Here is a 26,061-nt window from a genome sequence, read left to right on the forward strand (position 1 = left end):
TGGAAATTTACCATTACCAGTAATGATTAGTCCAATCATAGTACTACTCGATTCCGTTTGGATTCATCTGTGTAAAGTTCCATGAATCCTTACACATCTGATCAATATTATACTGTGCCTTCCAACCTAATAATTCAAATGCCTTTGTTGGATCTGCATAGCATTCCGCAACGTCTCCTGCTCTACGTGGCAAGATATCATATGGTAAATCTCTACCACAAGCCTTACTGTATGCTTGAACAACCTGTAATACACTATAACCATTACCTGTACCAAGGTTCACCTTTTCAACACCCTTATGCTCTAATGCATATTTAACAGCTGCAATATGACCGTCTGCTAAATCGCATACATGGATATAGTCACGAACACCTGTACCATCAACTGTATTATAGTCATTACCAAATACACGTACCTTCTCAGTTACACCAATCGCAACACGGGCGATATATGGTACTAAGTTATTAGGAATACCATTTGGAACTTCTCCTAATAGTCCACTTGGATGTGCTCCAATTGGGTTAAAGTAACGTAATAACATAATAGACCATTCAGGATCTGACTTGCTCAAATCCTGTAAGATCATCTCATTCATTAACTTTGTAGAACCATAAGGGTTTGTTGTGGATACTGGGAAGTCTTCTCTAATTGGACAGGATTCTGGAGAACCATAAACTGTCGCACTAGATGAAAATACAAGTGTCTTACAACCAGCTTCCTTCATTGCCATATATAGGTTTAAAGAACCAGTAATATTATTTTCATAATATGTTAATGGAATTTCTACAGATTCACCTACTGCCTTATAGCCGGCAAAGTGAATGACTGCATCAATCTTATTTTCCGCAAAAATCTGATCTAATCCCTTACGGTCTAAGATATCTGTCTTATAGAACTTTGGCTTTTTACCTGTTAGTTTTTCAATACGGTCTAATACAACTTCCTTTGAGTTATACAGATTATCTAGCACAATTACGTTATAACCTGCATTAATCAAAGACACACAAGTATTCGACCCAATAAAGCCAGTACCTCCAGTAACAAGAATTGTTTTCATTTTATTCTAATCTCCTCTACTTTATAAATAATTTGGAAATATCGTTCCATGTCGCAAATATCATAACACTGATTAGTAGTACCCAACAAACAATCATGATAGCAGTCTTTAATTTTTCATTAAACTGGCGCCTTGTAATCCATTCAAGTACTGTAATAACAACCTGTCCACCATCTAATACTGGTAGTGGCAACAGATTAAAAATACCGACATTCAAACTAATTTGTGCTACTAGCATCATATATGCACCAAAGCCAAGACTTGCGTAGGTCGCTGTTGCCTGATAAATTCCGACAGGACCAGATAATTGATTCAAGCCTCTACCTCGTACAAGGTTTAATAGTGCCTGTATGGTCATTGATGTAATAACCTGCATCTCAACTAAGCCATAATACCAACAGTTTAGAAGATTAATCTTAACCTGTTCTCCTGCTTTCGCACTAATACCAAACATGTAACTATCTGTTTCTTTGTTGTAGGTTGGTGTAACTTCAACCGTTAATGTTTGGCCATCACGTAGGATGGTAAAGGTTTCTGTACCCTTATTATCACCGTTGAACGCTTGGAACTCTAAGAATGTCTTTGGTTCAACGGATGAGCCATCTTCTTTAACAACTTTAATAATACGGTCTCCAGCCTGCAAACCTGCTTGTTCAGCTGGACTATTTTCTAACACCGTAGCAATCACTGGTTCACTTGATTTTGTAAATGTCCCAGTGTTTAACAAGAACATAGAAAAGATAACCCATGCAAGCAAGAAATTCATTGCAACACCTGCAAGCATGATACAAATCTTCTTCCATGGTTTTTGGTCTGTAATTCTTCTTCCCTCAGGAACCTTTACATCAGGATAGGCTTCGTCCCCTTCGGTTTCACCTGCCATTGCGACATAGCCGCCGATAGGTAATGCACGGATAGAGAACTTCGTCTCTTTACCTTTACGTGTAAATAAAGCTGGTCCCATACCGATTGAGAATTCAAAACAATAGACGCCAAATGCTTTGGCAACTAAGAAATGTCCAAATTCATGAATCGTTACGATGATGGAAAGTAATACGATAAATAAAACTGCTGTCATTGGCTTACTCCTTGTATTTGTTGATATGCGAAGTCTCTTCCCCAACGATCCGCATCGATTAAATCTTGTACTGTATTGACTGCTTGATAAGCCACAGTATGTACTGCACTGATAACAATATCTTCAATCTGTAAAAATGATATCTGTTTATTTCTAAACGCTGCATTGGCAACTTCATTTGCGGCATTCATAACCGCTGGAAGATTGCCTCCCTTTTTTCCAGCTTCATACGCTAGTGCAAGTAATGGAAACCTTTCAAAGTCAGGCTTTGAAAAATGCAACGACGCAACCTCAGTTAAGTCTAGTGGCTTTTCTAAATCAAGTGGATAGCGATGTGGCCATGTTAATGCATACTGGATAGGCAAACGCATATCTGGTGCACCAAGTTGAGCCATAATACTATGGTCTACATATTCGACCATAGAATGAATCACTGACTCTGGATGCATGACCACATCGATATGGTCATAATCAATATCAAATAGAAAATGTGCTTCAATCACTTCAAATCCCTTGTTCATCATATCTGCACTATCAATTGTAATCTTCGCACCCATCGCCCAGTTCGGATGTGCTAGGGCTTGCTCTACAGTTACATCCTTTAATTCTTCTCTTGTACGATTACGGAAAGATCCACCGGAAGCTGTAATGATTAGACGCTTAATCTCTTTATGTGCATTCCCCTGTAGCGCTTGGAAGATAGCGGAATGCTCACTATCAATTGGATATAGAGATACACCATATTCCTTAATCGCTTTATCGATTAGTTCCCCACCAACAACCAGTGTTTCCTTATTGGCGAGAGCGATGTGATGACCTGTTTGAATCGCATGTAACGTAGGTAAAAAACCTACAAAGCCAACGAGTGCATTTACTAACAAATCATACTCTTTCATTTTTGCAAGTGTAATCAAGCCTTCATCTCCGAAATAGAAATGAATATCAGGATATTGAGAAGATAACTCTTGCATATCCTTTTCTTCACATACACATACATGTGGTACAGAAATCTTTGCTAGGATTTCTTTTAAAATATCAATGCGATGTCCTACACTAATTCCGACAAGTGAAAACTCATCAGGATGTTGTAAGACGACATCAATTGTTTGGGTACCAATGGAACCACTGGCACCCAATAACATCAAACGCTTCATTTTAAATACCCCATAAGATCATCAAACCATTAAAAGCCATCAGACAGAAAATCAGTGAGTCAATACGATCAAAGATACCACCATGTCCTGGCAAGATATTTGAGAAATCTTTAATACCAAATCTACGTTTAATCGATGAGAAACTTAAGTCACCAATCTGCGCAACTGCAGGAATGATGAAACTAGCTGTAATGACAAATTCTTTTGATAGATATGTTGTGACTAATAATCCCCATAACAAGGCTCCGATTGCACCAATGAGATAACCACCAATCGCACCTTCAACCGTCTTATTTGGTGAAACATGTGGAATTAACTTATGCTTTCCAAATAGAGAACCGGAAAGATAGGCACCTGTATCACAGAAGAAACAGCCAATTAACACAAAGATAATTGTTAGAAATCCCTTTGTGGCACCATCTTGATAAATAACAGAAATGCAACGTAAACCCAAGCCTAATAAGATAGACATTAGTAATGTATACGCTGTTAAATCGCTGCTTTCATTTTCGCGCAATAATTCTGTTACAAATAATACAATCACCCAAATCGCAAGAATTGCTGGAAACATTGAACGATTGATATAGTACATTGCCATCACTGCAGCTAATGTCATCAAAGATAAGAACCAATGTTTCTTTTGGTCAGTTAACGATGCAATCTCAAGAGAACCGAGTGCACTTACAAGAATCAAAAGTGCCTGTAATAAATTTCCACCAAAATAGAGTGGTGGTGCTACAACAAGAATAATCACAAACGCAACAATTGTTTTTAATTTCATTTTAGACATTCTTAACTCCTCCAAATCGTCGATCACGATTTTGATATTCCTCTAGGCAGCGTTTTAATACCTCTGGAGTAAACTCTGGCCATGATTCTGGTACAAACTCTAGCTCCGCATAAGCAATCTGCCATAATAAATAGTTCGAAATACGTTGCTCGCCACTTGTACGAATTAAAAGATCAACAGGTGGAAAATCCTTTGTCATCATGTATTGATCAAAGTCTTCCTCTTCTATATCCAGTGTAGCTTTGCCATCCACAACATCCTGCGCGTACTTTCTTGCCGCAAGTAAGATTTCTCGTCTAGAGCCATAGTTCATACAGATATTGAGCGATAAGCCGTGATTGTCTTTTGATTCTTCCTCCGCATCACGTAATACCTTTTGTGTTGCCTTTGGTAACATATCCAATTCCCCAATCATACGCATACGGAAGCCTCTATCTAAGAACTCCTGCATATACTTCTTAAAGAAGAATGCTGGTAATTTCATAATGTAGTTTACTTCATCAGCTGTTCGTTTCCAGTTCTCAGTTGAGAAAGCATAGAGTGTAAGATATTCAATTCCCATCTCATCTGCCGCAATTGCGATGGTACGAACATTATCACTTCCAACAAGATGTCCTGCTGTACGAGGTTTTCCTTGTGCCTTGGCCCATCTACCATTGCCATCCATGATAATCGCTAAGTGTTTACATGTATTCATATCAATTCTCCACTAACTATCTTATTATACCTTTTTACTACAAAAAAATCAGCCTGATACACAGACTGATCATAAAGTATAATTTTGAAACTAAACCTTTAATACTTCAGCACTCTTAGCAGCTGCTAAATCATCGATCTTCTTAACATACTTATCAGTAAGCTTCTGAATCTCGTTTTCACAATCCTTCTGAGTGTCTTCGTCCATTGTCTTATCCTTCTTTACAACAGACATTGCGTCACGGCGGATATTACGGATTTGAATCTTGCATTCTTCAGCCATCTTATCAACCTTCTTTGTCATTTCCTTACGTGTATCACCTGTTAACTGTGGAACTGTTAAGCGTACAACTGTTCCATCATTAGATGGTGCAATACCTAAGTCAGCTTCGTTACAAGCATGTTCGATAGCCTTTAAGCTACTTGGGTCATAAGGCTTAATCACAAGTGTACGACCTTCAGAAACAGATAAAGCCGCAATCTGATTTAGTGGTGTTGGAGAACCATAGTAGTCCACTTCAACACGGTCTAACATCTTAACGTTAGCTGCACCTGTACGTACTGTGTTCAATTCTGATTGTAGATGTTCGATAACCTTATCCATCTTTACTGCGCTGGAATCAACGATTGCGTATGCCATTATTACTTTTCCTCCTTATTAATGATTGTTCCAATCTTTTCGCCCTTCATTGCTTTGACGATATTATCCTTTTCATTCATGTTAAATACCATGAGTTCCATGTCATTATCCATGCACATGCTTGTAGCAGTGGAATCCATGACTTGTAATCCTTTATTTAATAAATCCATATATGTTAGATGTGTATACTTCTTCGCATTTGGATCCTTCTTAGGATCTGCACTATACACACCATCTACACTATTCTTAGCCATTAAGATAACTTCTGCTTTAATTTCACTAGCTCTTAAAGCTGCTGTTGTATCGGTTGAGAAGTATGGGCTACCAGTTCCTCCACCGAAAATAACAACTCTTCCCTTTTCCAAGTGGCGAATCGCTCTACGCTGAATAAATGGTTCAGCAACCTTAGACATTTCAATACTTGTCATTACCCTAGTATCAACACCAATACCCTCAAGAGATGATTGTATTGCTAGAGCATTGATAACAGTTGCTAACATGCCCATATTGTCGCCTTGTACGCGATCAATTCCTAATCCTTCAACTACTTTTCCGCGAATGAAGTTACCTCCACCAACAACGATAGCAATTTGAATTCCTAATTTCTGTGCTTCTTTGATTTCCAAGGCAAGATTTTGTAAAATGCTTGGATCAAAGTTCTTTTCATTCCCTGCTAAAGCTTCTCCGCTTAGTTTCAACAGAACTCGTTTATACATGATGTTTTTCCTCCATATGTATTTCTATAGTATTATAGCATTGCTAGAAAGAGTTTTCATTCCTTTTTATATATGTTTAAATGATAACAGCGAGGTTATTCTATGACACAGTACGCAATTGCCGATATTGGCTCTAATACCATCGTCTTATTAGTCTATGAGATGGTCAAACATTACCCTACAGCAATCTTACATATTTCTACTCCAACACATCTAATTGACTATGTTGATGGAGATAGAATCATGTCAAAAGAAGGAATTCATAAAGCAACGGAAGTATTACAATCCTACGCAGATAAACTTGATGAAATGCAAGTACAATATCGATTTGCGGATATTACAGAACCTTGTCGCATTCAAAACCAAGAAGAACTCGTACAATCCCTTCAAACAACAGGATGGGAAATCTATCCACTTAGTGGAAATGAAGAAGCTCTCTATGATTTCTTAGGCACAAAGTACTCCTATCCAAATCTTACAAACGGTATCGCATTCGATGTTGGTGGTGGTTCTACTGAATTAATTTCATTTAAAAACGGACAACCAATTGATGCGATGAGTTTCCCACTTGGATGTGTACGTCTACGTCATCTACCAATTGATACTCCAGAATGTGAAAGAGAAATTCTTTCTGCACGTAGAGAATACCCTTCTCTTAATATCACTTGTGAGGAGTTAATTGGTATTGGTGGAACAATGCGTGCAGCAGGAAAAGTGTATCAAGCCCTCTTCCATGAAGAATCCACTCTTGAAGTTACAAAACTTCAAGAAATATTCGATAAGTTATGCATGCATGATCATGCTTTTGAAGAAGCCATGAAAGCAAATGTAGACCCTAGTCGCCAACCAGTCTTTCTTCCTGGTTTACATATGATTTTAGAGATTGCCAAAATCTATCAAGCTAAGCGTATTCTTATTTCTAAAACCGGTATTCGCGAAGGTTTCCTTCAGATTCGATTAAAAGAAAAAAGTTAATGTAGAAAAAACTCTTTACCTATTCGTAAAGAGTTTTCATTTTACTAATTTGAATATTTTATACGCTTTGAAGCAACAATCACAACAAAGCATGCAGATAATAGTGTTAGTAATGCGTATGACATCACATGACTATTATCACTTGTCTTTGGTGTTGTAGGTGGAGTTGGTGTAGGTGTAGGAGTTGGTGGATCGATTGGCTTTTTATTTGTAACTATAAATCCATCCGCAGCATTTCCTGTATATTCTACATTGAACTTCTTGCCATCTAACTCAATTACGCTAGCAGTTTCACCAACTTCTTTTACAGTATATGCAACTTCTGAACCATCATTGTTGTATTTCTGTAAACCTGTAAATAAGTGCTTCCAACTGTTCGCTTCATTTAATTCAACTGTTTCTACTTCTTCACCATTTGCTAGTAATGTAACCTTAGTACTATCTGCAGGATCTCCATCCCATTTCTTTTCAACTGGAATATCAATTAAATCAGTAGTATTAGTATTTGTAATCGTAAAGCCATCCTTATGATTACCAGTGATTACAGTATTATATCCAGCAACTGGATCTTCTTTTACATAATACTCATAAATAACAGGATCTTCACCTTCTACTGTATAGAATTCATATAAATCTTCAAAGGTATGTTTCCAATTATTCGCTTCATTTAATTCGACTGTTGCAACTTCTTCTTCATGTTCTGTGGTTATATTCTTATAGAAGCTCCAATCAAATTCAACAGTTTTAAATTTACGATATAATGTTACATTTACAGGTCCTTGAATCTTACCTTCCCACTTCTTTTGAACATTAATGTCAATAACAGAGCGGTTTACAATCGCGTTAATCACACGGCCACTAATTAGTTTATTAATATATTCTGTCTTGTAGCCAGGAACCGGTACTTCCTCAACTGTATAAACAATCTCATGACCATCATTTTCATCGTATCTTAGGTAATCACGGAAATATCCAGTCCATCCATCTTCCTTTGTAATTTGCATTGTTCCTACAACAACGCCATCAGCTAAAAGATTAACTGTGATAGCGTTTGGAACAGCTACGATAGACTTCTTTAGATTTTCTTCACGTCTTTCTTCAGAAGACATTTCTTCTAATGGAGTTTCTGCTGAAGTATCTCGTGCTCCTTCAAGAACATCATCAGCAGCATCTAGCGCATCTGATTCAGCGAGAAGATCATTTAATTTCTCTGTATCATAGGTAACAGAGTTTTTAGATTCTGATGAATTAAGGGACACCATCGTCGGTGGATCTGCTGGACTAGGAGTTCCAGGAATAACGAATACTGGAATTTCATTCCACATCTTTCCAACTTCAATATCAATGAGGGATTTATTTTCAAAGATAAATCCTGAATTCACATCACCTGTTAGGTCTGTCTTAAACTTAAAATTATTCCAACCGTACAAATATGATTCAAAGAAATCTTGTTTTACAGTATATTCAATTTCCTTACCATCAGAATCATACTTAGGTAAGTTATTGAAATCGACCTGCCATGCATTTAACTGGCTACTAATATAGCCATTTACTTCTTGATAGTTGTATGGGTCACGAACTTTATTAATTTTCTCTACACCATTGGCAAATAAACGAATAATTACAGCTGGTTTATCATTACCAGTCCAAGTACTTCTTACAAAAAAACTAACTTTCGCATTAGGATCAATCGATGTACTTGGTGTTGTCGTAGGTGTTGGCGTAGGAGTAGCTACTGCTGGTGTACTACCAGGAGTAGATGTTGTAGTTGTTTCTGTTGCAGTAGAACCTGGTGTGGACGTATCAATCGCATTAACAGAATAGTTAACACTCAATAACATTATAAAAGCACACAAGATTACAAATATCTTTTGAAATTTCTTCATATTCATTCGATATAGCCTCCCCTGTTTTCATAAATGAGTGTGGATATCCTTAATTTCCATTCATAAATTGATATTTACAAGGAATATCCCTTAATAAATACCCGTATTTCAGATAAAGAAACAAAGCTACATAGAGTACCACAATATTTATCTACAATATTCTACTTTGTAAAATATTTTATGTACACTGTAACGCTCACATCTTAAGATTTTCTTATAAAAGGTTTCTTTATGTAACAAATATTACGGAAATGTTAACGCATTAAGCTACTATTTCCACCATAAATCATAGCCTTCTATATTCTCACTTTGCATTAAGTGTACAAATAAATTTTATCGTTATTCATCGCTTAAAACAACAAAAAGTTGTAATGTTCAATTTTAATAAATACAAAAGAGAACAACTTGTACGTTGTTCTCTCTCTTTGAGCAATTCTTACTTAGCCATTGCTGCTACTTCAGCAGCAAAGTCGTCCTGCTTCTTTTCAATACCTTCACCTACGATGTACTTAACGAACTTAACAACTTCAGCGTTGTTTTCCTTTAAGTACTGACCGCACTTGAGGTTTGAGTCTAAGAAGTATTCCTGGTCAACTAAGCACATATCCTGTAATGACTTAGATACACGACCTTCAATGATTCCAGCCTTAACCTTTTCAGGCTTATTTGCAAGGCTTGGATCATTTGCCATGATTCCTTCTTGAACTTCACGTTCATGAGCTACAACTTCTTGTGGCATTTCATCACGTGATACATATGTTGGGTTCATAGAAGCAACCTGCATTGCCATATTCTTGGCAACTTGAGCATCTGATGTACCCTTAACAACTGTAACAGCAACGATACGTCCACCTTGGTGTGTATAAGAACCGAATAATTCATCATCGCTCTTTTCAACGATTTCGAATCTTCTTAATGTAATCTTTTCACCAATAATAGCAACTGCAGCAATGAATGAATCATTCAATGTGCCTTCTGCTGTAGGAAGAGCTAATGCCTCTTCAACAGTCTTAGCATTAGAATTGAAGATTGTCTTAGCAGCTTCATCTAATAGAGCTAAGAAACGATCATTCTTAGCAACGAAGTCTGTTTCAGAGTTAACTTCTAATACAACAGCCTTGTTACCTTCGATTAAGATCTTAGCTAAGCCTTCAGCAGCGATTCTGCCTTCCTTCTTAGCAGCCTTAGCAATACCCTTTTCACGAAGCCAGTCAATAGCCTTCTTTATATCGCCTTCACATTCTGTAAGAGCCTTCTTACAGTCCATCATTCCTGCGCCTGTTAATTCACGCAATTCTTTTACTTGAGCAGCTGTAATTGCCATTTTTACTTAGCCTCCTCAGTAGCTGGTGCTGTTGTAGCTTCTGCTTCAGCAGCTGGACGTGTTGTCTGACGGTTTCCGTTAGCGTCTCTACGGAATACACGGCGTTCGCCATTGTAGTTTCCACGACGTTGAGCCATCTGAGCACGACGTTCTTCGAACTTCTGTCTTCTCTTACGTTCATATTCAGCAGCCTGCTGTTCAACATTGATGATTACATCCTTCATTGTGATGTCTTCAGCTGTCTCATCTTCTTGGTGAGCAACTTCTAATACACCACCCTTAGCTTCTAAGATAGCATCAGCAATTACACCTACCATTAACTTGATAGAACGTACTGCATCGTCATTTGAAGGGATTGGGAAGTCTACTAAATCTGGATCAGCATTTGTATCGATTAAAGCGAATACAGGGATGTTTAACTTACGTGCTTCAGCTACTGCGTTGTGCTCTTCTAATGGGTCTACAACGAAGATTGCATCTGGCAACTTCTTCATTCCCTTAATACCGCCAAGGAAGTTTTCAAGTCTTTCCTTCTTCTGTAAGAGAACTGCTTGTTCCTTCTTTGTGTAAACTGCTAACTGTCCGTTTGCTTCCATTTCTTCAATCTCTAATAACTTCTTGATTGACTTCTGGATTGTACGGAAGTTAGTCATTGTTCCACCTAACCATCTCTGGTTGATGTAGAAGCTTCCACTTCTTAATGCTTCTTCAAGAATTGTTGCCTGAGCCTGCTTCTTAGTTCCTACGAATAAGATCTTTCCGCCATCTTCAGCAATCTTCTTTAAAGCATCATAGGCTACTTCTAATTTAGCCTGTGTCTTTGCTAAGTCGATGATATATACACCATTCTTAGCTGTGTAGATGAACTGCTTCATCTTTGGGTTCCACTTGCGTGTCTGGTGACCAAAGTGTACGCCGTTCTCTAACATTTTCCTCATTGAAACAACAGTCATATTTTCTATTTACCTACCTTTCCGTTGTTTTCCACCACAGTTTCGAACACCATCAACATACGGCATGTTCATTGCGAACCCATATGCACGGGATAATGAATTCACTGTGTGAGAAGTACATCTTCCTTTTGCATGACAAAAGTACAAAAGATGCCATTCATGATATTAGCATAAAACCCTATAGAAGTATAGGGTTTTTACACATAGATTCTAATTTTTTTATAACAAACTCTTCGCCAGTTTTACTGCAATATCGAAATACAGGAATCTTGCATCACTTTCATTATCCCCAAGGATACGTGGAGCCCACTCTAACTTACTTAGATCATCTGCAGTATAGAGGAATTGATATAACTCATATCCTCTAAAATCTGTTACTGCCTGCAAGGCTGCACATTCCATTTCTACACAGATACAACCTTCTTCAACACGCTTATTTTTCTGATTGACTGTCTCACGATAGAAACAATCTGTTGTCCAGGTTTTACCGAAGATATAATCAACACCTAGTTTATCGAACAGTTTGGCAATTACACTCGCATTCTTCACACTAATATAATCGCTTGCTGGAGCGTAGTGATAACTGACACCTTCATCGCGATAGGCATGCGTAGGAATAATGCAATCTCCTTCTGGAATTTGTACCAGTGCACCACATGAGCCAAAGATAATAAACTTCTTTACACCGAAGATAACTGAAATTTCTTCAATAAGTCCACTGGCACCGACTGCACCCACTTCATTTTGATAAATACCGATCGTTGTATCTTTATAACGGTATACCGCATATTTCCCACTGGCAGATCCTGGCATCTTTTCCATAGGTAGTTCTGTTAAATCTCCAGAAGTGATTAATTCATTCATTACCTTGTGCGAGAAGATACCGATACAAACATCTAATGTTTCTGAACTTTGTGGATACAATTTTTCTGGCGAAATAAATACATCACTTGTATCAAATGAGTCTGTAATCATATTTACCTCTTTCTTATTTTGCACTCTTGGAGTGTGGATGTGCTTCATCCACGACTTTACGGAGTCGATCTTGTGTTACGTGGGTGTAGATTTGTGTTGTACCAAGATTTTCATGACCCAGTAATTCTTGTACGATACGTAAATCTGCACCATTATCCAACATATGTGTCGCAAAGCTATGACGTATCATATGGGGATGGATATGAATTGGAAGATTTGCGTCTTCTCCTGCTTTTTCACAGATGAGCTGAATACTTCTAGCAGAGATAGGTCTACCATTTTGATTCACAAAGAGAATATCGTTTTCCGCAGTCTTCTCCATGAATATCCCTCTTGCATTATTCAAATAGTATTGGATGAGCTGTTTACATCTTGGATAGAATGGAACCATTCTTTCTTTACTCTCTTTACCAAGTACCGTTAAGAAACCTTCCGCTAGATTGATGGATGATATTTTTAAACCTGCACATTCACTGACACGTAACCCACATGCATACATAACTTCGATGATACAGCGATTGCGTATTTGCACAGGATCTTGTAAATCAAATTGATTTAACATTGTTTCCATTTGGTCAAACGTTAAAAACTCAGGTAGTTTTCGACGGATAGAACCACCCTTAAAGATGCGTACTGGATTGGCTTTGATTCCTTCAAAGCGATTCAAGTATCGATAAAAGGATTTCAGGGAAGATAGATTGCGAGCATAGCTACTATTGGAAAGTGGCTTACCACCAATCTCACCGTCTCGTAATTGTGTAAAGTAATCACTGACATCTGTTTTTGTGACATGCTCAAAAGAATCGATGCGATGTTCACGAAGATATTCTAGAAATCTCTCTACATCACGACGATATGCATTTTCTGTATCTTTTGATCCTGTGCGAACACGGGCAATCTGTCGTAAAAAACGATCCAATGATTTCTCAAAGTCCATTCTTCTCTTTTAACTCCTGAATGATTTTTAAAGCCTGTGGTGCGTAGGCAGCTTTACGATCTTTCTTCTTCACTTCACCTTCTAGATGCATAATACCAAAGTTTGCGTTCATTGGTTGGAAGTGACTAGGATCTGCGTGCGTAATATAATGTGCCATTGCGCCCATCATTGTATTTACACCAAGTACCACCGGTTCTTCACCCTTTAGTACATGGGCCATATTAATACCTGCTAGCATTCCTGAAGCGGCGGATTCTACGTATCCTTCAACACCAGTCATTTGTCCTGCAAAGAACAAGTCATCTCTATCTTTGAACTGATAGGTTTCACGTAGATAGATTGGTGAGCAGATATATGTATTTCGATGCATGACACCATAGCGTACGATTTCCGCATTCTCAAGTCCTGGTATCATCTGAATAATACGCTTCTGTTCTCCCCACTTAAGGTGAGTTTGAAAACCGACAATATTGTACAAGGATGCTTGTGCATTATCTTGACGTAACTGTACCACTGCGTAAGGACGCTTCTTACCTTCTTGTTCCAGTCCTACTGGTTTCATTGGACCAAAGAGTAAGGTATCTCTTCCACGTTTTGCCATAACTTCAAATGGCATACATCCCTCGAAGAATACTTCTTTTTCAAAGGCATGTAATTCCGCTGTTTCTGCTTGGATTAATTCCATATAGAAAGCGTCGAATTCTTCACGTGTCATAGGACAGTTGATATAATCTGCTTCACCCTTATCGTAACGTGACTTCTTATAGGCTTTATCAAAGTTAATAGATTCAGCAGTTACGATTGGGGCTGCCGCATCATAGAAATAACAATAACGATCATCAATTAAAGTACCGATGGCTTTCATTATCCCTTCAGAACTTAACGGTCCTGTTGCGATAATGGTTGGTCCATCAGGAATATTGGTTACTTCTTCCGCAATCACTTCGATATTTGGATGATTACGTACCATTTCTGTAACTTCCCTAGCAAACTTTTCACGGTCTACTGCTAGAGCACTACCTGCTGGCACCTTATTGTTATCAGCTGCTTGCATAATCAATGAGCCAATCTGACGCATCTCCTCTTTCAAAACACCGACCGCATTTGTTAATGCGTCAGAGCGTAATGAATTAGAACATACCAGTTCCGCAAAATCGTCACTGTGATGCGCCGGTGAATGTTTCACTGGCTTCATCTCATAGAGACGAACATGAAATCCTCTTTTGGCTAATTGATATGCGGCTTCGCATCCTGCTAAGCCTGCACCGATTACAGTTACATCCATTGGTTATCCCTCATTTTTCTTTGTGCGTTTTGTTGTTGTCTTTTTGGTTGTCTTCTTAGCAGTCGTTTTCTTAGTGGCTGCTTTCTTTGTAGTCGTCTTCTTTGCGGCTGTCTTCTTGGTTGTCTTTTTAGCAGTTGTCTTTGTTTCCTTTTCTGCCTTGGCTTTATCCTTCTTAGAAACGATACGTTCTCCTTCTAGATTTTCCATGTAATGACACTTAGGGAAGTTTGAACAACCTAAGAAGTATGTTCCATAACGACTCTTGCGCTTCAATAGTTCACTGCCACAATCAGGGCACATTTTGCCTGTTGGTTCTGGCTTTTCTTTTTCTGGTTTATCAATTTGTCTAGTATATCGACACTTAGGGAAGTTTGAACATGAGATAAACTTACCAAATCTACCTGTACGATAGACGAGCTCTCCTCCACAATCTGGACAAACCTCGCCAACCTTTTCCAATTCTTTCTTTTCCATGTTTTCGTATGCATGTTCTAGAAGTGGTTGGAAACGATTGTAGAAATCTTTTAATGTTGCGACTTCTTCTGCTGTACCATCCGCAATTTCATCTAATGTAGATTCCATCTTTGCGGTATAGCGAACATTGATGATGTCTTTAAAGAATTCATCAAGCTTTTCTGTAGTTAGAATACCCTGTTCTGTAGGCTTAAATACTTTTGTACGACTGCCTTCAGAACTCTTCTCGAGTGTTACGTAACCTCTTGCTTGAATTGTATCAATAATCATCGCATATGTAGAAGGTCTACCGATGCCATCTTCTTCAAGTGCCTTGATCAACTTAGCTTCGGTATATCTTGCTGGTGGTTCTGTAAAGTGTTGGTTAGCTTTCAGTTCCTTCGCAGCGATTTGTTCTTGTTCTTCAAAGGATGGTAAAACGACATCCTTACCAGATTCATATTCACCATATACCTTTAAGTAACCATCAAATTTCATTGTACTTCCAGAAGCTGTAAAGTCGTATCCATTTTGGCTGAGTGTTAATGTAAGTGAGTCATACTTCGCTGCAGACATAAGAGACGATAAAGCACGTGCATAAATTAATGCATATAACTTATATTGTTCACTTGTTAAATGTGGCTTTAACTTTTCTGGAGTATTGGCAAGACTAGTAGGACGAATTGCTTCGTGAGCGTCTTGAGAATTTGCATCATTACTTACATGGTATGTACCTAAATACTGCTTTCCATATTCATTTTGAATCAGTTCTCTTGCGCCATTTACATATACATCTGATAGACGTGTACTATCTGTACGCATGTAAGTGATTAAACCCTCTTGTCCATTTCCTACATCCACACCTTCATATAATCGTTGTGCAATTGACATCGTACGTTTAGCAGAGAAAGAAAGTTTTGTGGAAGCTTCCTGCTGAAGTGTACTTGTAATAAATGGTGGACGTGCTTCACGCTTACGTGTAGTGGACTTAATATTAGACACAACAAAATTACCCTGACATGCATCATATGCTTTCTGGGCTTCTTCTTGTGTTTTTAATTCTGCTTTTTTTCCATTGATCTTTGCAAGACTAGCCTCAAAATCAATCTTATCTTTATGAAACTTCGCATCTAATGTCCAGTATTCTTCTGGAATAAATGCTTGGATTTCTTTTTCGCGTTCAACAACTAACTTTAACGCTACTGATTGTACACGACCAGCAGACTTGGAGCGAATCTTATTATGTAATAGTTTGGATAACTTAAAACCGATAATACGGTCTAAGATACGCCTTGTTTCTTGGGAGTGTACAAGGTCCATATCAATTGCACGTGGAGATTGGAACGCTTCTTGTACTGCATTTTTAGTAATTTCATGGAACGTAACACGGTCGATTGCATCTTCAGCCAATCCTAGTTCTTGTGCTAAATGCCAACTGATAGCCTCACCTTCACGGTCCGGGTCGGTTGCGAGGTACACACGCTGTGCTTTAGCAGCTTCCGCGCGTAGTTCTTTTACTGTTTCCTTTTTATCCTTTGAAATCTCATATGTTGGCGCAAAATCATTTTCTACATCAACACCAAGGCCCTCTTTCCCTCTTGTCGCAAGATCTCGAATATGTCCCTTACTAGAAATAACGGTATAGTCTTTTCCTAAGTATTTTCCAATCGTCTTTGACTTTGATGGTGACTCCACAATCACTAAGTTTTTCATTTTGGTTCCTCCTCGTGCAAAATTCTTTTCCAAGAATAGCCGAAAAATTCTGATTTTTCAATCATCTTTTTTCGGAATCATTTCTTTTATCTGTATCGTATCGTATAAAATCTGTGCTCCATCCGCAATTAATTTGTTGCAACCCATCCCCTGTTCACTGCGATATAAATGAGGGAATACATAGATATCCTTATCTAATGTGATAGCTTCATTTACAGTACACATCGTACCCGAACATATCTTGGCCGCAATCACAATTACACTTTCTCCAAGTGCTGCTAGAATGCGGTTACGCCATGGGAAGTGATGCTTGCGTACACCCGTACCGGATGGATATTCACTCAATATTAAATCTGTTTTCTGCAACTGCTCATAGAGATGTTCATTTTCATATGGATAGTGAATATCAAGACCACTACCAATAACCGCAATCGTGTGACCACCTTGTATTGCCATAGTATGCACATATCCATCGACACCTTTGGCAAGTCCAGACACCAACACAAAACGATCTTTTAAGTGCGTTACACTTTCTTCGACCAACCACTTTGCGTAACTGTTCATTTGGCGACTGCCGATGATTGTTAACATGGGTTTACGCAATAATGAAATATCTCCACAATAAAACAAAACCCATGGAGGAAATCGTAATTTTCGCAAACTATCAGGATACTCACTGTCGTAGATTGTAATATACGAGTCTTTGATTGGAATGTCAATCACTTGTACATCATCTTGTAAAGCTTTCGCAATCTTATCCCAATCACCTTGGTACATTACTGATAGTGTAGCTAATTTTTTTCTTTTGTCCATATAAAAACTCTCCTACCTATTTATAGAAGAGTTTCTTAACTGTTCCCTAGAACAATTTTATCTTCATGTATTCTTCCCTAACTGGTCCAAAACTCTTACGATGTATCTTGGTTACTCCATAGCTTCGTAAGGCTTCCATATGTTGCTTGGTTGGGTAGCCTTTATGTTTGGCAAAGCCATACTCTGGAAATTCTTTATCGTATTCTAACATTGTACGGTCTCTAGTGACTTTTGCAAGAATGCTTGCGGCTGCGATAGAGATCGATTTTTGATCACCCTTTACAAGTGGAATAATTTCTTTTCCTTCAATCAATAATGGCATCGCATCCGTTAATACAACATCTGCGTTAGAATGGATAGCGATTTGTTCCATTGCGAGTTGATCTGCACGATAGATATTGTGCTGATCGATTTCTTCGGGTGTTACCTGAATGATTTCAAACCAGAGTGCATCCTCTTGAATCTGCTCAAATAACGTATCTCGTTTCTTTTCACTGATAGATTTGGAATCGTAGATATCTGGATTTTCATATCCAATGGGAAAGATGACACCTGCAACTGTTAAAGGTCCTGCAAGTGGTCCTCGTCCCGCTTCATCAATACCGACAATCACTTTATCAAGCGGCCAATACTGATGTTCATATTCATTCGGACAGACTTTCTGACTCTTCATTGACTCTCTCCAATGTTAATCTACCTAGTTTTCCATGGCGTAGTTCCGTCAAAAATAACTCAGCAGCACGTTTTAAATCTAGTTCACTATCTGCCTTCAGTAAGTTTCTCTTTTTGGCAATTGCTTTTAACATACCATTCGGATTGACTTCACCACTTTCAAAGATACCCTCCAACAAGTTTGGATAGAGGTCTTGGATATAGTGGATGGCATCCATAGCTACCATCTTACGGTCTAAAATATCATCATTAATAGAACCGAGTGCCGCAAGTAAGGAACCTGTTTTTTCATCATCAAACTTAGGCCAAAGTACACCTGGTGTATCCAATAAATCTAAGTTTGGATCTGCGTGTAGCCATGTTAAGGAACGTGTTACGCCTGGCTTATCTGCCGCCTTTAATGTGTTCTTACCGTTGATACGATTGATCATCGTCGACTTACCAACGTTAGGGATACCACAAGCCATTGCCCGAACTGCACGTGGACGTATTCCTCTAGCAATCTGTTTCTGGCGCTTTTCTTCCATTAATTGAATCGCTTCACGGATTATCTTTTTACCGCATTGTGAATCTTTCATTAAATCTAAGGCGAGACACGTATTCTCTCCTTGACTTAGATATTCTACCCACTTCTTGGTTTGAACTGGGTCTGCCATATCAATCTTTGATAAAACGATTAAGCGAGGCTTTCCCTGTGCCATCTGCTTTAACATTGGATTGACAGATGCCTCAGGAATTCTAGCATCACGTAATTCTATCAACATATCAACAGACTTCAAACGCTCCGTCATCTCACGACGGGCTTTCTCCATATGCCCTGGATACCACTGAATCTTTACCATGTGTATACTCCAAACCCTTTAAATGGATAAACTACAAATACACCCTTGGATACAATATCGGACTTGTGGAATGCGCCATAGTAGCGTGAGTCAGAAGAATGTGGTCGATTATCTCCCATACAGAAGTATTCATCTTCACCAAGCTTCTCCGTTTTAAAATCACCAGTAAATGAGCCTGGATACGTACTTGTATAGGACTCATCTAAGAACGGTTCTTCTACTGGCTCACCATTTATATAGAGTTGGTTATTACGATATTCGACTGTCTCACCAGGTAAGCCAATGACACGCTTGATGAGATATTCTTTCTTTTCTGCTAGATAAACAATGACAATATCAAAACGCTTTAACCCTGTTAAGCGATAACCAAGTAAATCAGAGAATCCAAAATAACCATCTTCTAATGTGTTATACATGGAACTACCTTTTACCTGTATTGGTCTTACCACAAAGTTCACAACAATCAATACCACCGCAAAAGAAATAAATACTTCTTTCAAGAAAGAAAAAAGTGTACTTTCTTCTTTATCATCTTTCTTCTTTGGTTGGTTTTGTTCATTTCTAATTTTAGCCATGTCGATAACAGTTGTCTCATCTGTCAATCGTTCCATGACTCTCGTTTCATCAAGCAAATCTTGATCTTTATTCATTTCTGTATTCATATCATGTACCTACTATTGTGTATTATATCAAAAAAAGAGAGAATAATTTCTCTCTTTGTAGATTACTTACGACGATCTTCCTTGATACGAGCGTTCTTAGCAGATAATCCCTTGAGGTAGCCGAGCTTAGCTCTACGAACCTTACCATAACGAACTACTTCAATCTTTTCGATGATTGGTGAATGAACTGGGAATGTTCTCTGTACACCTACACCGTTGGAAATCTTACGAACTGTGAATGTTGCGCCAACACCACCATTAGAACGGTCAACTACAACACCTTCGAAAGCCTGAATACGTGTCTTCTGACCTTCCTTAATACGTACGTTTACCTTAACTGTGTCACCTGACTTGAAATCAGGAACATCTGTACGTAGCTGACTCTTTGTAATCTTTTCTACTAAATTCAACTTCATTTTCTTTTCTCCTTTTTACGATTAATCAGCTGCTCATGAACCCTACATCATATCAGCGGAACAGTGACGCACTACATGTGCCGTTAAATGATAACATAAGCCGTGATTCTTCGCAAGATTTTATTTCTTTACAGAAGTTGTATGAAAATGACACCAAACGTTATATGCCACAAAGACAATGATTGCGGCCACAACGAAGATAAATAGCTCTACTAAAATGATACTTTCTATTTGGCTACGTAATAGAACAGTTCCAGCATCCATGATGAAATGGAAAAGTAACGCAAGGAAGAAGTATTTCTTATGCTTATACTTCACCGAAAACCACACAAGTACAGATAAAGAAACTTGTGCCATCATGGCAGAAATACGTTCGATACCACTTAGCAAGAATACATAGGATGGTGTTGTAGACAACGTCTGCATTGCTAGATTCATCTTCGCAAGTGTCAAAGAATCTAATTGTGATAGTGTATCATTAATTGTACCCTTATTCATCATGATAGCGATTGTGATGTAGTTTAACATCATGAACCCAACAATCATGATGGCCTCACATCCACCATGACCTACACCATACATTAAGGCATTAGAATCTTTATCCATGCGGCTCTTTAATACCGTACGATACGCAATCCATCTACCACATTCCTCAAATACAGCAGCCATAAGACCACCATATACCGCATATAAAACAATGTTATTACGAATTGTTTCCCCAATTGCGCTCTTGAAGATTGTTTGGTTCACTGCAGTTTCTAAAGTAAATACAAATACAAACATGACAGCAACACCCACAATAATTGGGACATATTCACCCTTCTTTTTGTGGAAGTACATTGCTAAAAGAACTGGTAAACCAAATGCAATCACACATGAAACAATCATGCATGCAATGGTTAAATTTGGTACTGTTAAATTCATTGATTATCCTCCGTTATCCAGCCAAAGTGGACACATGCTTTATAGATTCCATCGTTGACATTTGAATCAGTCACATAGTCTGCGAGTTCCTTCAATGCAGGATACGCATTTCCCATAGCGATGGAAGTCCATCTTTTATCAAACATAATCATATCATTTTTTCCATCTCCAAACACAACGACATCGCTTGGATCTGCTTGTAGATACTCCATCATGTTCAAGATTCCATCTTTTTTCTTGTCATGCTGGAATACACAATAGGTTTTAGCCATTCGTAAATGACCAATCTCGTCTACCCATGGATTTTCCTGTTCATACGCATCATCAAATGCTAAGTATACCTTTAGAATATTTGGAATCTTTGTATAATCCAAATTTGGTTCATAGATATAGGTTGTAAGTTCCTTGCGTAAGCCTGCTTGTTCAAGGAAACGATAGTCACGCATATATACTTTATCACTATCATCCAACATCAACAGCCAACCGATATTTTCTTCATCCGCATGTCGTAATAATTCCTGTACTTTCTCAAATGGAAGTGGCTCATTTTTGATAATTTGATGTTGATACTCAAGGCATCCACCACCTGCACATACAATATTATAAATTCCTATCTGATTGGTAAATGAAACTGTCTTATAGTGTGCTCTACCAGTAGCGATAGACACAAAATGACCATTCTTTTCTAATTGATGTAGTGCAACTTTGGCACTTGGCACAATGCGATGGGTAGCATCATCCGTTAATGTACCATCGATATCAAAGAAAAAATATTTCTTTTGATTACTCATACTTTATCCACTCACTTTGAATTTGATTACCATCCTTAGAAATGACATTTACACCGCTTATGATGTCCAACTTTGTACATAACCAGAAGTCATCTTCAGGAAATTGTGGTTTGTTTGGGTCAAAGAACTTAGCACCTTCTTGTTGTTTCAGAAGATCTACTCTCTTTTGTAAATCATTAAGCGTACGATTTTCTAATAACGCCTTTAGATAGTCTGCACATAAGGCATCCTCTTCCGTTTCAATCTTTCCTTCCCAACCCATCGGTACAATTGATACCATTTCTGGATTTTGTTCAAGAATATATTTTGCAGTAGCCTTCGCATTAACAAGAGCCCCTGTAACAATCTGGCTAGCATTCACTGCGGAAGCGAGTCCTAAAACACCTGCACTTGTTGTATGTATTAAGGTCTTTCCACTCAGGTCTACTCCTACAAACTCACTTGGAGAATTACCATAGTCAAAACCTTCAACTTTAATACCTTTTCTTTCCCCAACAAGGATATAAGATGGATTCTTTTCTTTCAGCGCTAATGCATCTTCCACTGTCTTAACAGGTATTACTTTCTTTGCGCCACTAGCGTACATGTATGCTTCTAAACTAAATGCACGAAAGACATCAATGATGACAGTTAAGCCAGTTGCTTTCTGTGCTCCTGTTACAAGTGGTAAAATTTGAATTTTCATATATTTATTTTACTCCAATCCTTTTAGCTGGTGCTTGCGAAATATAGTTATCAAGGATATTATATTGAATAAAGGAGATGGCAAAATGAACGAACAAAAGCTCATTTACCCATTTGATTACCTACATCATCGCGTAGCGACAGTTGCCTTATATGGCACCAACAACCCATTGGTCGTTGTTGGCAACCTAGTTCTACGTACTTATTATACAGATGATACGAAGAAAAATGTTGATATTGATCACACTTCTGAGTACGTAATGGATGCGGTATTTTACGAAACAAACAAAGTCATTCGAGAGTCTTTAGACGATCCATATAACGGTAAGCGTGAACTCGTTGAAGTGCCAATGCCACAGCTTGGCCCAGGCTATTGTGTCATTTACAATGAAGCTGAAATTCCATCTCAACGACATGACGATTTTATTACAATTCTTGGTCATCTGGAAGATGATCCACATGGTGTTGCGATTATCATGAAGCGTTTAGAAGATGGTTCATTAACTTGGCTTGGTGAAAAAGAAGCCAGAAAGTTAGCCGCAAAAATGCGATAAGGTCCTAGTATTAGGACCTTATTTTCTATTCAAATTCTTCTTTTAATGCAGGGTTCTTTTCAAATGCATGTGCCACATAAGAACATTCAGGTACAATCTTTACCTTCTTTTCTCTTGCATGTTCTAATACACAATCTAAAAGCTTACCAGCAATACCCTGTCCCTTCATAGATGGATCAACAACCGTATGGTTTAATACCCACTTTCCATCCTTTTCATAATACTCACAAAGACCTACTTCTTTGCCTTCATCGTTATAGGCTTTTGCGCCATTTTCTTCAAAACGAATTTCCATAAATTTCTCCTATTCTTGTTCTATTATACTCAATTTACAAGAAATACTGGAATAGATGTTGTGACATGCTTCTGTGGTGTTAGACGAAAGTATGCTTTTTGTTTCGCTTTGTTACAAAGTTTGAGTGCATACGCAGTTACTGCTAGGGCAAAACGACAATACCAAATCTGTACATCCACTTCATTTAAACCTATCTGTTCTGCAAGCATCGCTGCTTCCTTGTTGTAATAATATCCATTTAACAAGGCAACCCACTGTACTGGGCTCAGATTATTTTTCTCACTGTGATATTGTTCATACGCAAACTCTTGTAATGCAGTGTGTAATGTTTTCTGTTTCATAAAGAAATCCTCCTGGCATTATCGTAACTGTCAGGAGGATTATTGTTGTGCACATAAATACACTTTAATGAAACATTGTCAGATAGTTTAAAACAAAGATATAGTGACAAAGACTTCCCAGTAATACAAAACAATGGAAAATCTCATGATTGCCAAAAGACTTACTAGCTAAAAGCTTTGGTTTTAAGGCGTAGATAACTGCACCTATTGTATAGGCAATCCCACCTGCTAATAACCACATAAATCCATGTACTGATACTGCGTTTAATATCTGTGGTAAAAACATAATACAAAGCCAACCCATAAGCGAATACATCACTGAGGATACCCACTTTGGACAAGTTACCCAGAATAACTTAAATACAATACCTGCAATTGCGATGATCCAAATCATCGTCAATAAGATTGGCCCTACCGTATCCTTTAACGCTGTTAAACAGATAGGTGTATAACTTCCAGCAATTAAAATAAAGATAGAAGAATGATCAATCTTCTTTAGATTTAAATCTGCCCGATTCGACACATGGAAACTATGATAACTAGCAGAAGCGCCATACAATAAGATCATACTTAACATAAATATCATAAAGCTAATCATCGTAAGAAATGATGCCTGATACGCCGACGCTTTAATAAGTAGAATTGGCATACCAATAATCGCTGCAACCATTCCTATAAAGTGTGTTACTGCACTCCAGAAATCCTTAATGCGAAACACAAATATTTCTTTTTCCTGGCTGATTGTCATATCTTTATATGTCATACATCAGCACCTCCATTCTCAAAAACTGATAATCGGTTTTTCATTAACCTATAAATATATTATCGGTTATTTAAAAACTCGTCAAGAGTTATAGTATATCGTTGACGAGTTCCTCACTTATGTATACACTTAAATTATGAAAACAAACACAAAAATTGAAAGTACGCTTCACGAATTTCGTTTACCAGCATATAACGAGATTCCTGATGTTGGTCTCTATCTTGAACAGGTCGCAAAATTTATCAATAGCTATTTCACTGAGTTTCCTGAGATGCAGGTTACTCCTTCAATGATTTCAAACTATGCAAAACAAAAGCTTTTTGACCGCGTAAATAAGAAAACCTATACACGTGATCAAATCTCGATCTTATTATTTATTGTTTGTGCAAAGACTGTATTATCGATTGAAAATATTCGTTTAGCACTGCATGAATTCCAACAAGGAAATGATACAACTCAAGAACTACATCAATATTGCAGTGAATCCCTTATGAATACGCTATCCTCCTTCTATCATCATGAACAAAGTGAAACACCTTCCCTTCATGATGACAAGCATCCAATGTTAAATAACATCATTACTGCTGTTGCACATAAGATGTATCTTGAAAGATACTTCGCATCACTGAAGAAATAAAATATCTGTATGCATATATCACCATGCATACAGATATTTTTTAGGCGCTCTAAAATTACTTGGGGTTGGGGTACCACAATGAGAAATCTTGGGGTACCTTTTTCATACTTCTTCAGAAAACTTGGGGTACCTTCAAAAAATAAAAACCTCTCATGTTATTATCTTTTTGCTAAGAAAGAAAATAATTAGAGAGGAGGCCATAAATGGCTATTGATTATATTATCACATCTGCTCTGAACTTGTCCCAAGATCAAGTTCAAAGTCTATCTACGGCACGTAATCATGGTACCTTAAATATCTATCTTCTACTGATAAATAAACACCCTATTTGTCCTTACTGTGGTGCTGATACATCTAGTAAAGGACTTCTAACATATACATTCAAAACGCAAGACATCGCTGGTCTAAAAACAATTGTCAATTGGAAACGTAGACGGTATAAGTGTCGTGACTGTCATCGTACTTTTAGTGAAGACAATATCTTTACCCCTGATGGTATGCACTCCACCTTCTCTATGGTCGATCAAATCATGAAAGATCTAGGTGATATCTCCATTAACTTAAAGACAATTGCACTAAGAGCACATGTATCTATTCCTACGGTAGAACTCTATGCCGATAGTTACTTGAGAATTCCAAGGCAGTTCTTACCTGAGTATCTAGGAATTGATGAACTATATTCTGACATGGCGTTAAAAAATAGTTCTTACTTATGTGTCATGGTCGATAATAAAGCTCGTGTTCTAAACGAGGTTATACAGTCTCGTTCAAAAAGGGAACTTAGTACTTACTTTGAAAACATCCCATTAAGTGAGAGACAAAGAGTGAAGATTGTGACCATGGATATGTGGCAGCCATACAAAGATGTTGTAAAGAAATATCTGCCCAACGCCATTGTCGCTGTAGATCCTTTCCATGTCATTGAGCATCTTACATCTGGATTCTCACATCTACGTATCGATATCATGAATCGTTACGAAAAAGGAAGTAGAGCTTATTATCTTCTTAAAACCTGGCATAAATTACTGGAAACTG

Annotated in this window: 29 protein-coding genes; 4 read left to right on the forward strand and 25 right to left on the reverse strand. The window is 37.9% G+C overall.

What is annotated here, in order from left to right:
• Positions 1-43 precede the first annotated feature (43 nt).
• The 7 genes from galE to pyrH all read right to left on the reverse strand — a co-directional run bounded on the left by galE (position 44) and on the right by pyrH (position 6,131).
• Entirely contained in the window at positions 44-1,057 is a 1,014-nt protein-coding gene (galE, locus tag RYK16_RS07220; RefSeq protein ID WP_294207802.1) for a UDP-glucose 4-epimerase GalE, read from the reverse strand.
• Positions 1,058-1,073: 16 nt separating this feature from the next.
• Complete coding sequence (rseP, locus tag RYK16_RS07225; protein ID WP_294207799.1) at positions 1,074-2,135, reverse strand: RIP metalloprotease RseP; 1,062 nt, start codon at positions 2,133-2,135, stop codon at positions 1,074-1,076.
• Positions 2,132-3,289, reverse strand: coding sequence for a 1-deoxy-D-xylulose-5-phosphate reductoisomerase (dxr, locus tag RYK16_RS07230; protein WP_314851593.1), 1,158 nt, complete (start codon positions 3,287-3,289; stop codon positions 2,132-2,134). Before dxr ends, rseP begins: the two co-directional genes overlap by 4 nt.
• A 1-nt stretch (position 3,290) precedes the next feature.
• On the reverse strand, positions 3,291-4,079 hold the full coding sequence (locus RYK16_RS07235) for a phosphatidate cytidylyltransferase (protein ID WP_294207791.1): 789 nt from the start codon (positions 4,077-4,079) through the stop codon (positions 3,291-3,293).
• Positions 4,072-4,776, reverse strand: coding sequence for an isoprenyl transferase (locus RYK16_RS07240; RefSeq protein ID WP_294207789.1), 705 nt, complete (start codon positions 4,774-4,776; stop codon positions 4,072-4,074). Before RYK16_RS07240 ends, RYK16_RS07235 begins: the two co-directional genes overlap by 8 nt.
• 90 nt (positions 4,777-4,866) lie before the next feature.
• Complete coding sequence (gene frr / locus RYK16_RS07245; RefSeq protein ID WP_314112601.1) at positions 4,867-5,415, reverse strand: ribosome recycling factor; 549 nt, start codon at positions 5,413-5,415, stop codon at positions 4,867-4,869.
• Between the two features lie 2 nt (positions 5,416-5,417).
• Complete coding sequence (pyrH, locus tag RYK16_RS07250; protein WP_294020938.1) at positions 5,418-6,131, reverse strand: UMP kinase; 714 nt, start codon at positions 6,129-6,131, stop codon at positions 5,418-5,420.
• A 102-nt stretch (positions 6,132-6,233) separates the two neighbouring features.
• Here pyrH and RYK16_RS07255 point away from each other — a divergent pair, with 102 nt between their 5' ends.
• The gene (locus tag RYK16_RS07255) at positions 6,234-7,106 is read left to right on the forward strand and encodes a hypothetical protein (RefSeq protein ID WP_314851594.1); all 873 of its coding nucleotides are present in this window, start codon (positions 6,234-6,236) and stop codon (positions 7,104-7,106) included.
• 44 nt (positions 7,107-7,150) lie between these two features.
• Here RYK16_RS07255 and RYK16_RS07260 read toward each other — a convergent pair whose 3' ends face one another.
• The 15 genes from RYK16_RS07260 to RYK16_RS07330 all read right to left on the reverse strand — a co-directional run bounded on the left by RYK16_RS07260 (position 7,151) and on the right by RYK16_RS07330 (position 22,437).
• On the reverse strand, positions 7,151-8,998 hold the full coding sequence (locus RYK16_RS07260; RefSeq protein ID WP_314851595.1) for a Cna B-type domain-containing protein: 1,848 nt from the start codon (positions 8,996-8,998) through the stop codon (positions 7,151-7,153).
• 430 nt (positions 8,999-9,428) lie between these two features.
• Positions 9,429-10,316, reverse strand: a complete 888-nt coding sequence (tsf, locus tag RYK16_RS07265) for a translation elongation factor Ts (RefSeq protein ID WP_294205943.1) — start codon at positions 10,314-10,316, stop codon at positions 9,429-9,431.
• 2 nt (positions 10,317-10,318) lie between these two features.
• The gene (gene rpsB, locus RYK16_RS07270) at positions 10,319-11,269 is read right to left on the reverse strand and encodes a 30S ribosomal protein S2 (RefSeq protein ID WP_294022766.1); all 951 of its coding nucleotides are present in this window, start codon (positions 11,267-11,269) and stop codon (positions 10,319-10,321) included.
• Between the two features lie 219 nt (positions 11,270-11,488).
• The gene (locus RYK16_RS07275) at positions 11,489-12,244 is read right to left on the reverse strand and encodes a nucleoside phosphorylase (RefSeq protein WP_294205946.1); all 756 of its coding nucleotides are present in this window, start codon (positions 12,242-12,244) and stop codon (positions 11,489-11,491) included.
• 13 nt (positions 12,245-12,257) lie between these two features.
• The gene (xerA, locus tag RYK16_RS07280) at positions 12,258-13,181 is read right to left on the reverse strand and encodes a site-specific tyrosine recombinase/integron integrase (RefSeq protein WP_314851596.1); all 924 of its coding nucleotides are present in this window, start codon (positions 13,179-13,181) and stop codon (positions 12,258-12,260) included.
• Positions 13,171-14,466, reverse strand: a complete 1,296-nt coding sequence (trmFO, locus tag RYK16_RS07285) for a methylenetetrahydrofolate--tRNA-(uracil(54)-C(5))-methyltransferase (FADH(2)-oxidizing) TrmFO (protein WP_314851597.1) — start codon at positions 14,464-14,466, stop codon at positions 13,171-13,173. Before trmFO ends, xerA begins: the two co-directional genes overlap by 11 nt.
• 3 nt (positions 14,467-14,469) lie before the next feature.
• Positions 14,470-16,632 (reverse strand): type I DNA topoisomerase, encoded by a 2,163-nt coding sequence (gene topA / locus RYK16_RS07290; protein WP_294205956.1) that lies wholly within the window; start codon positions 16,630-16,632, stop codon positions 14,470-14,472.
• 57 nt (positions 16,633-16,689) lie between these two features.
• A complete protein-coding gene (locus RYK16_RS07295; protein WP_314851598.1) occupies positions 16,690-17,445 on the reverse strand; it encodes a DNA-processing protein DprA in 756 nt (251 codons plus the stop codon).
• A 46-nt stretch (positions 17,446-17,491) separates the two neighbouring features.
• Positions 17,492-18,118 carry a ribonuclease HII gene (locus tag RYK16_RS07300; RefSeq protein ID WP_314851599.1) on the reverse strand — a complete coding sequence of 209 codons (627 nt, stop codon included), beginning with the start codon at positions 18,116-18,118 and terminating at the stop codon, positions 17,492-17,494.
• Positions 18,090-18,959 (reverse strand): ribosome biogenesis GTPase YlqF, encoded by an 870-nt coding sequence (gene ylqF, locus RYK16_RS07305; RefSeq protein WP_314851600.1) that lies wholly within the window; start codon positions 18,957-18,959, stop codon positions 18,090-18,092. The genes RYK16_RS07300 and ylqF overlap by 29 nt, the downstream gene beginning before the upstream one ends.
• Positions 18,953-19,621 (reverse strand): signal peptidase I, encoded by a 669-nt coding sequence (lepB, locus tag RYK16_RS07310; protein WP_294205967.1) that lies wholly within the window; start codon positions 19,619-19,621, stop codon positions 18,953-18,955. Before lepB ends, ylqF begins: the two co-directional genes overlap by 7 nt.
• Before the next feature lie 62 nt (positions 19,622-19,683).
• On the reverse strand, positions 19,684-20,037 hold the full coding sequence (gene rplS / locus RYK16_RS07315; protein WP_294205970.1) for a 50S ribosomal protein L19: 354 nt from the start codon (positions 20,035-20,037) through the stop codon (positions 19,684-19,686).
• Between the two features lie 120 nt (positions 20,038-20,157).
• Positions 20,158-20,961, reverse strand: coding sequence for a YhfC family intramembrane metalloprotease (locus tag RYK16_RS07320; protein WP_294205972.1), 804 nt, complete (start codon positions 20,959-20,961; stop codon positions 20,158-20,160).
• Positions 20,958-21,752, reverse strand: coding sequence for a Cof-type HAD-IIB family hydrolase (locus RYK16_RS07325; protein WP_294205974.1), 795 nt, complete (start codon positions 21,750-21,752; stop codon positions 20,958-20,960). Before RYK16_RS07325 ends, RYK16_RS07320 begins: the two co-directional genes overlap by 4 nt.
• A complete protein-coding gene (locus tag RYK16_RS07330) occupies positions 21,745-22,437 on the reverse strand; it encodes a 2-phosphosulfolactate phosphatase (RefSeq protein ID WP_294205976.1) in 693 nt (230 codons plus the stop codon). Before RYK16_RS07330 ends, RYK16_RS07325 begins: the two co-directional genes overlap by 8 nt.
• A gap of 85 nt (positions 22,438-22,522) precedes the next feature.
• On the opposite strand from RYK16_RS07330, the gene RYK16_RS07335 reads away from it, so the two are divergent.
• Positions 22,523-22,990 carry a hypothetical protein gene (locus RYK16_RS07335; RefSeq protein WP_294021192.1) on the forward strand — a complete coding sequence of 156 codons (468 nt, stop codon included), beginning with the start codon at positions 22,523-22,525 and terminating at the stop codon, positions 22,988-22,990.
• 25 nt (positions 22,991-23,015) lie between these two features.
• Here RYK16_RS07335 and RYK16_RS07340 read toward each other — a convergent pair whose 3' ends face one another.
• The 3 genes from RYK16_RS07340 to RYK16_RS07350 form a co-directional block, all read right to left on the reverse strand.
• On the reverse strand, positions 23,016-23,285 hold the full coding sequence (locus RYK16_RS07340; RefSeq protein ID WP_006525621.1) for a GNAT family N-acetyltransferase: 270 nt from the start codon (positions 23,283-23,285) through the stop codon (positions 23,016-23,018).
• 29 nt (positions 23,286-23,314) lie between these two features.
• Entirely contained in the window at positions 23,315-23,626 is a 312-nt protein-coding gene (locus RYK16_RS07345; RefSeq protein WP_314851603.1) for a hypothetical protein, read from the reverse strand.
• A 64-nt stretch (positions 23,627-23,690) separates the two neighbouring features.
• Positions 23,691-24,389, reverse strand: a complete 699-nt coding sequence (locus RYK16_RS07350; protein ID WP_314851604.1) for a hemolysin III family protein — start codon at positions 24,387-24,389, stop codon at positions 23,691-23,693.
• Positions 24,390-24,525: 136 nt separating this feature from the next.
• On the opposite strand from RYK16_RS07350, the gene RYK16_RS07355 reads away from it, so the two are divergent.
• Both RYK16_RS07355 and RYK16_RS07360 read left to right on the forward strand, forming a co-directional pair.
• Positions 24,526-25,026 carry a DUF1836 domain-containing protein gene (locus tag RYK16_RS07355; protein ID WP_298664580.1) on the forward strand — a complete coding sequence of 167 codons (501 nt, stop codon included), beginning with the start codon at positions 24,526-24,528 and terminating at the stop codon, positions 25,024-25,026.
• 203 nt (positions 25,027-25,229) lie between these two features.
• Positions 25,230-26,061, forward strand: an 832-nt coding sequence (locus RYK16_RS07360; protein WP_314851605.1) for a transposase, incomplete at its 3' end; no start/stop codon positions are given.

Origin of the sequence: uncultured Solobacterium sp. (assembly GCF_963550625.1) — a bacterium.
Classification (GTDB): Bacteria; Bacillota_I; Bacilli_A; order Erysipelotrichales; family Erysipelotrichaceae; genus Bulleidia.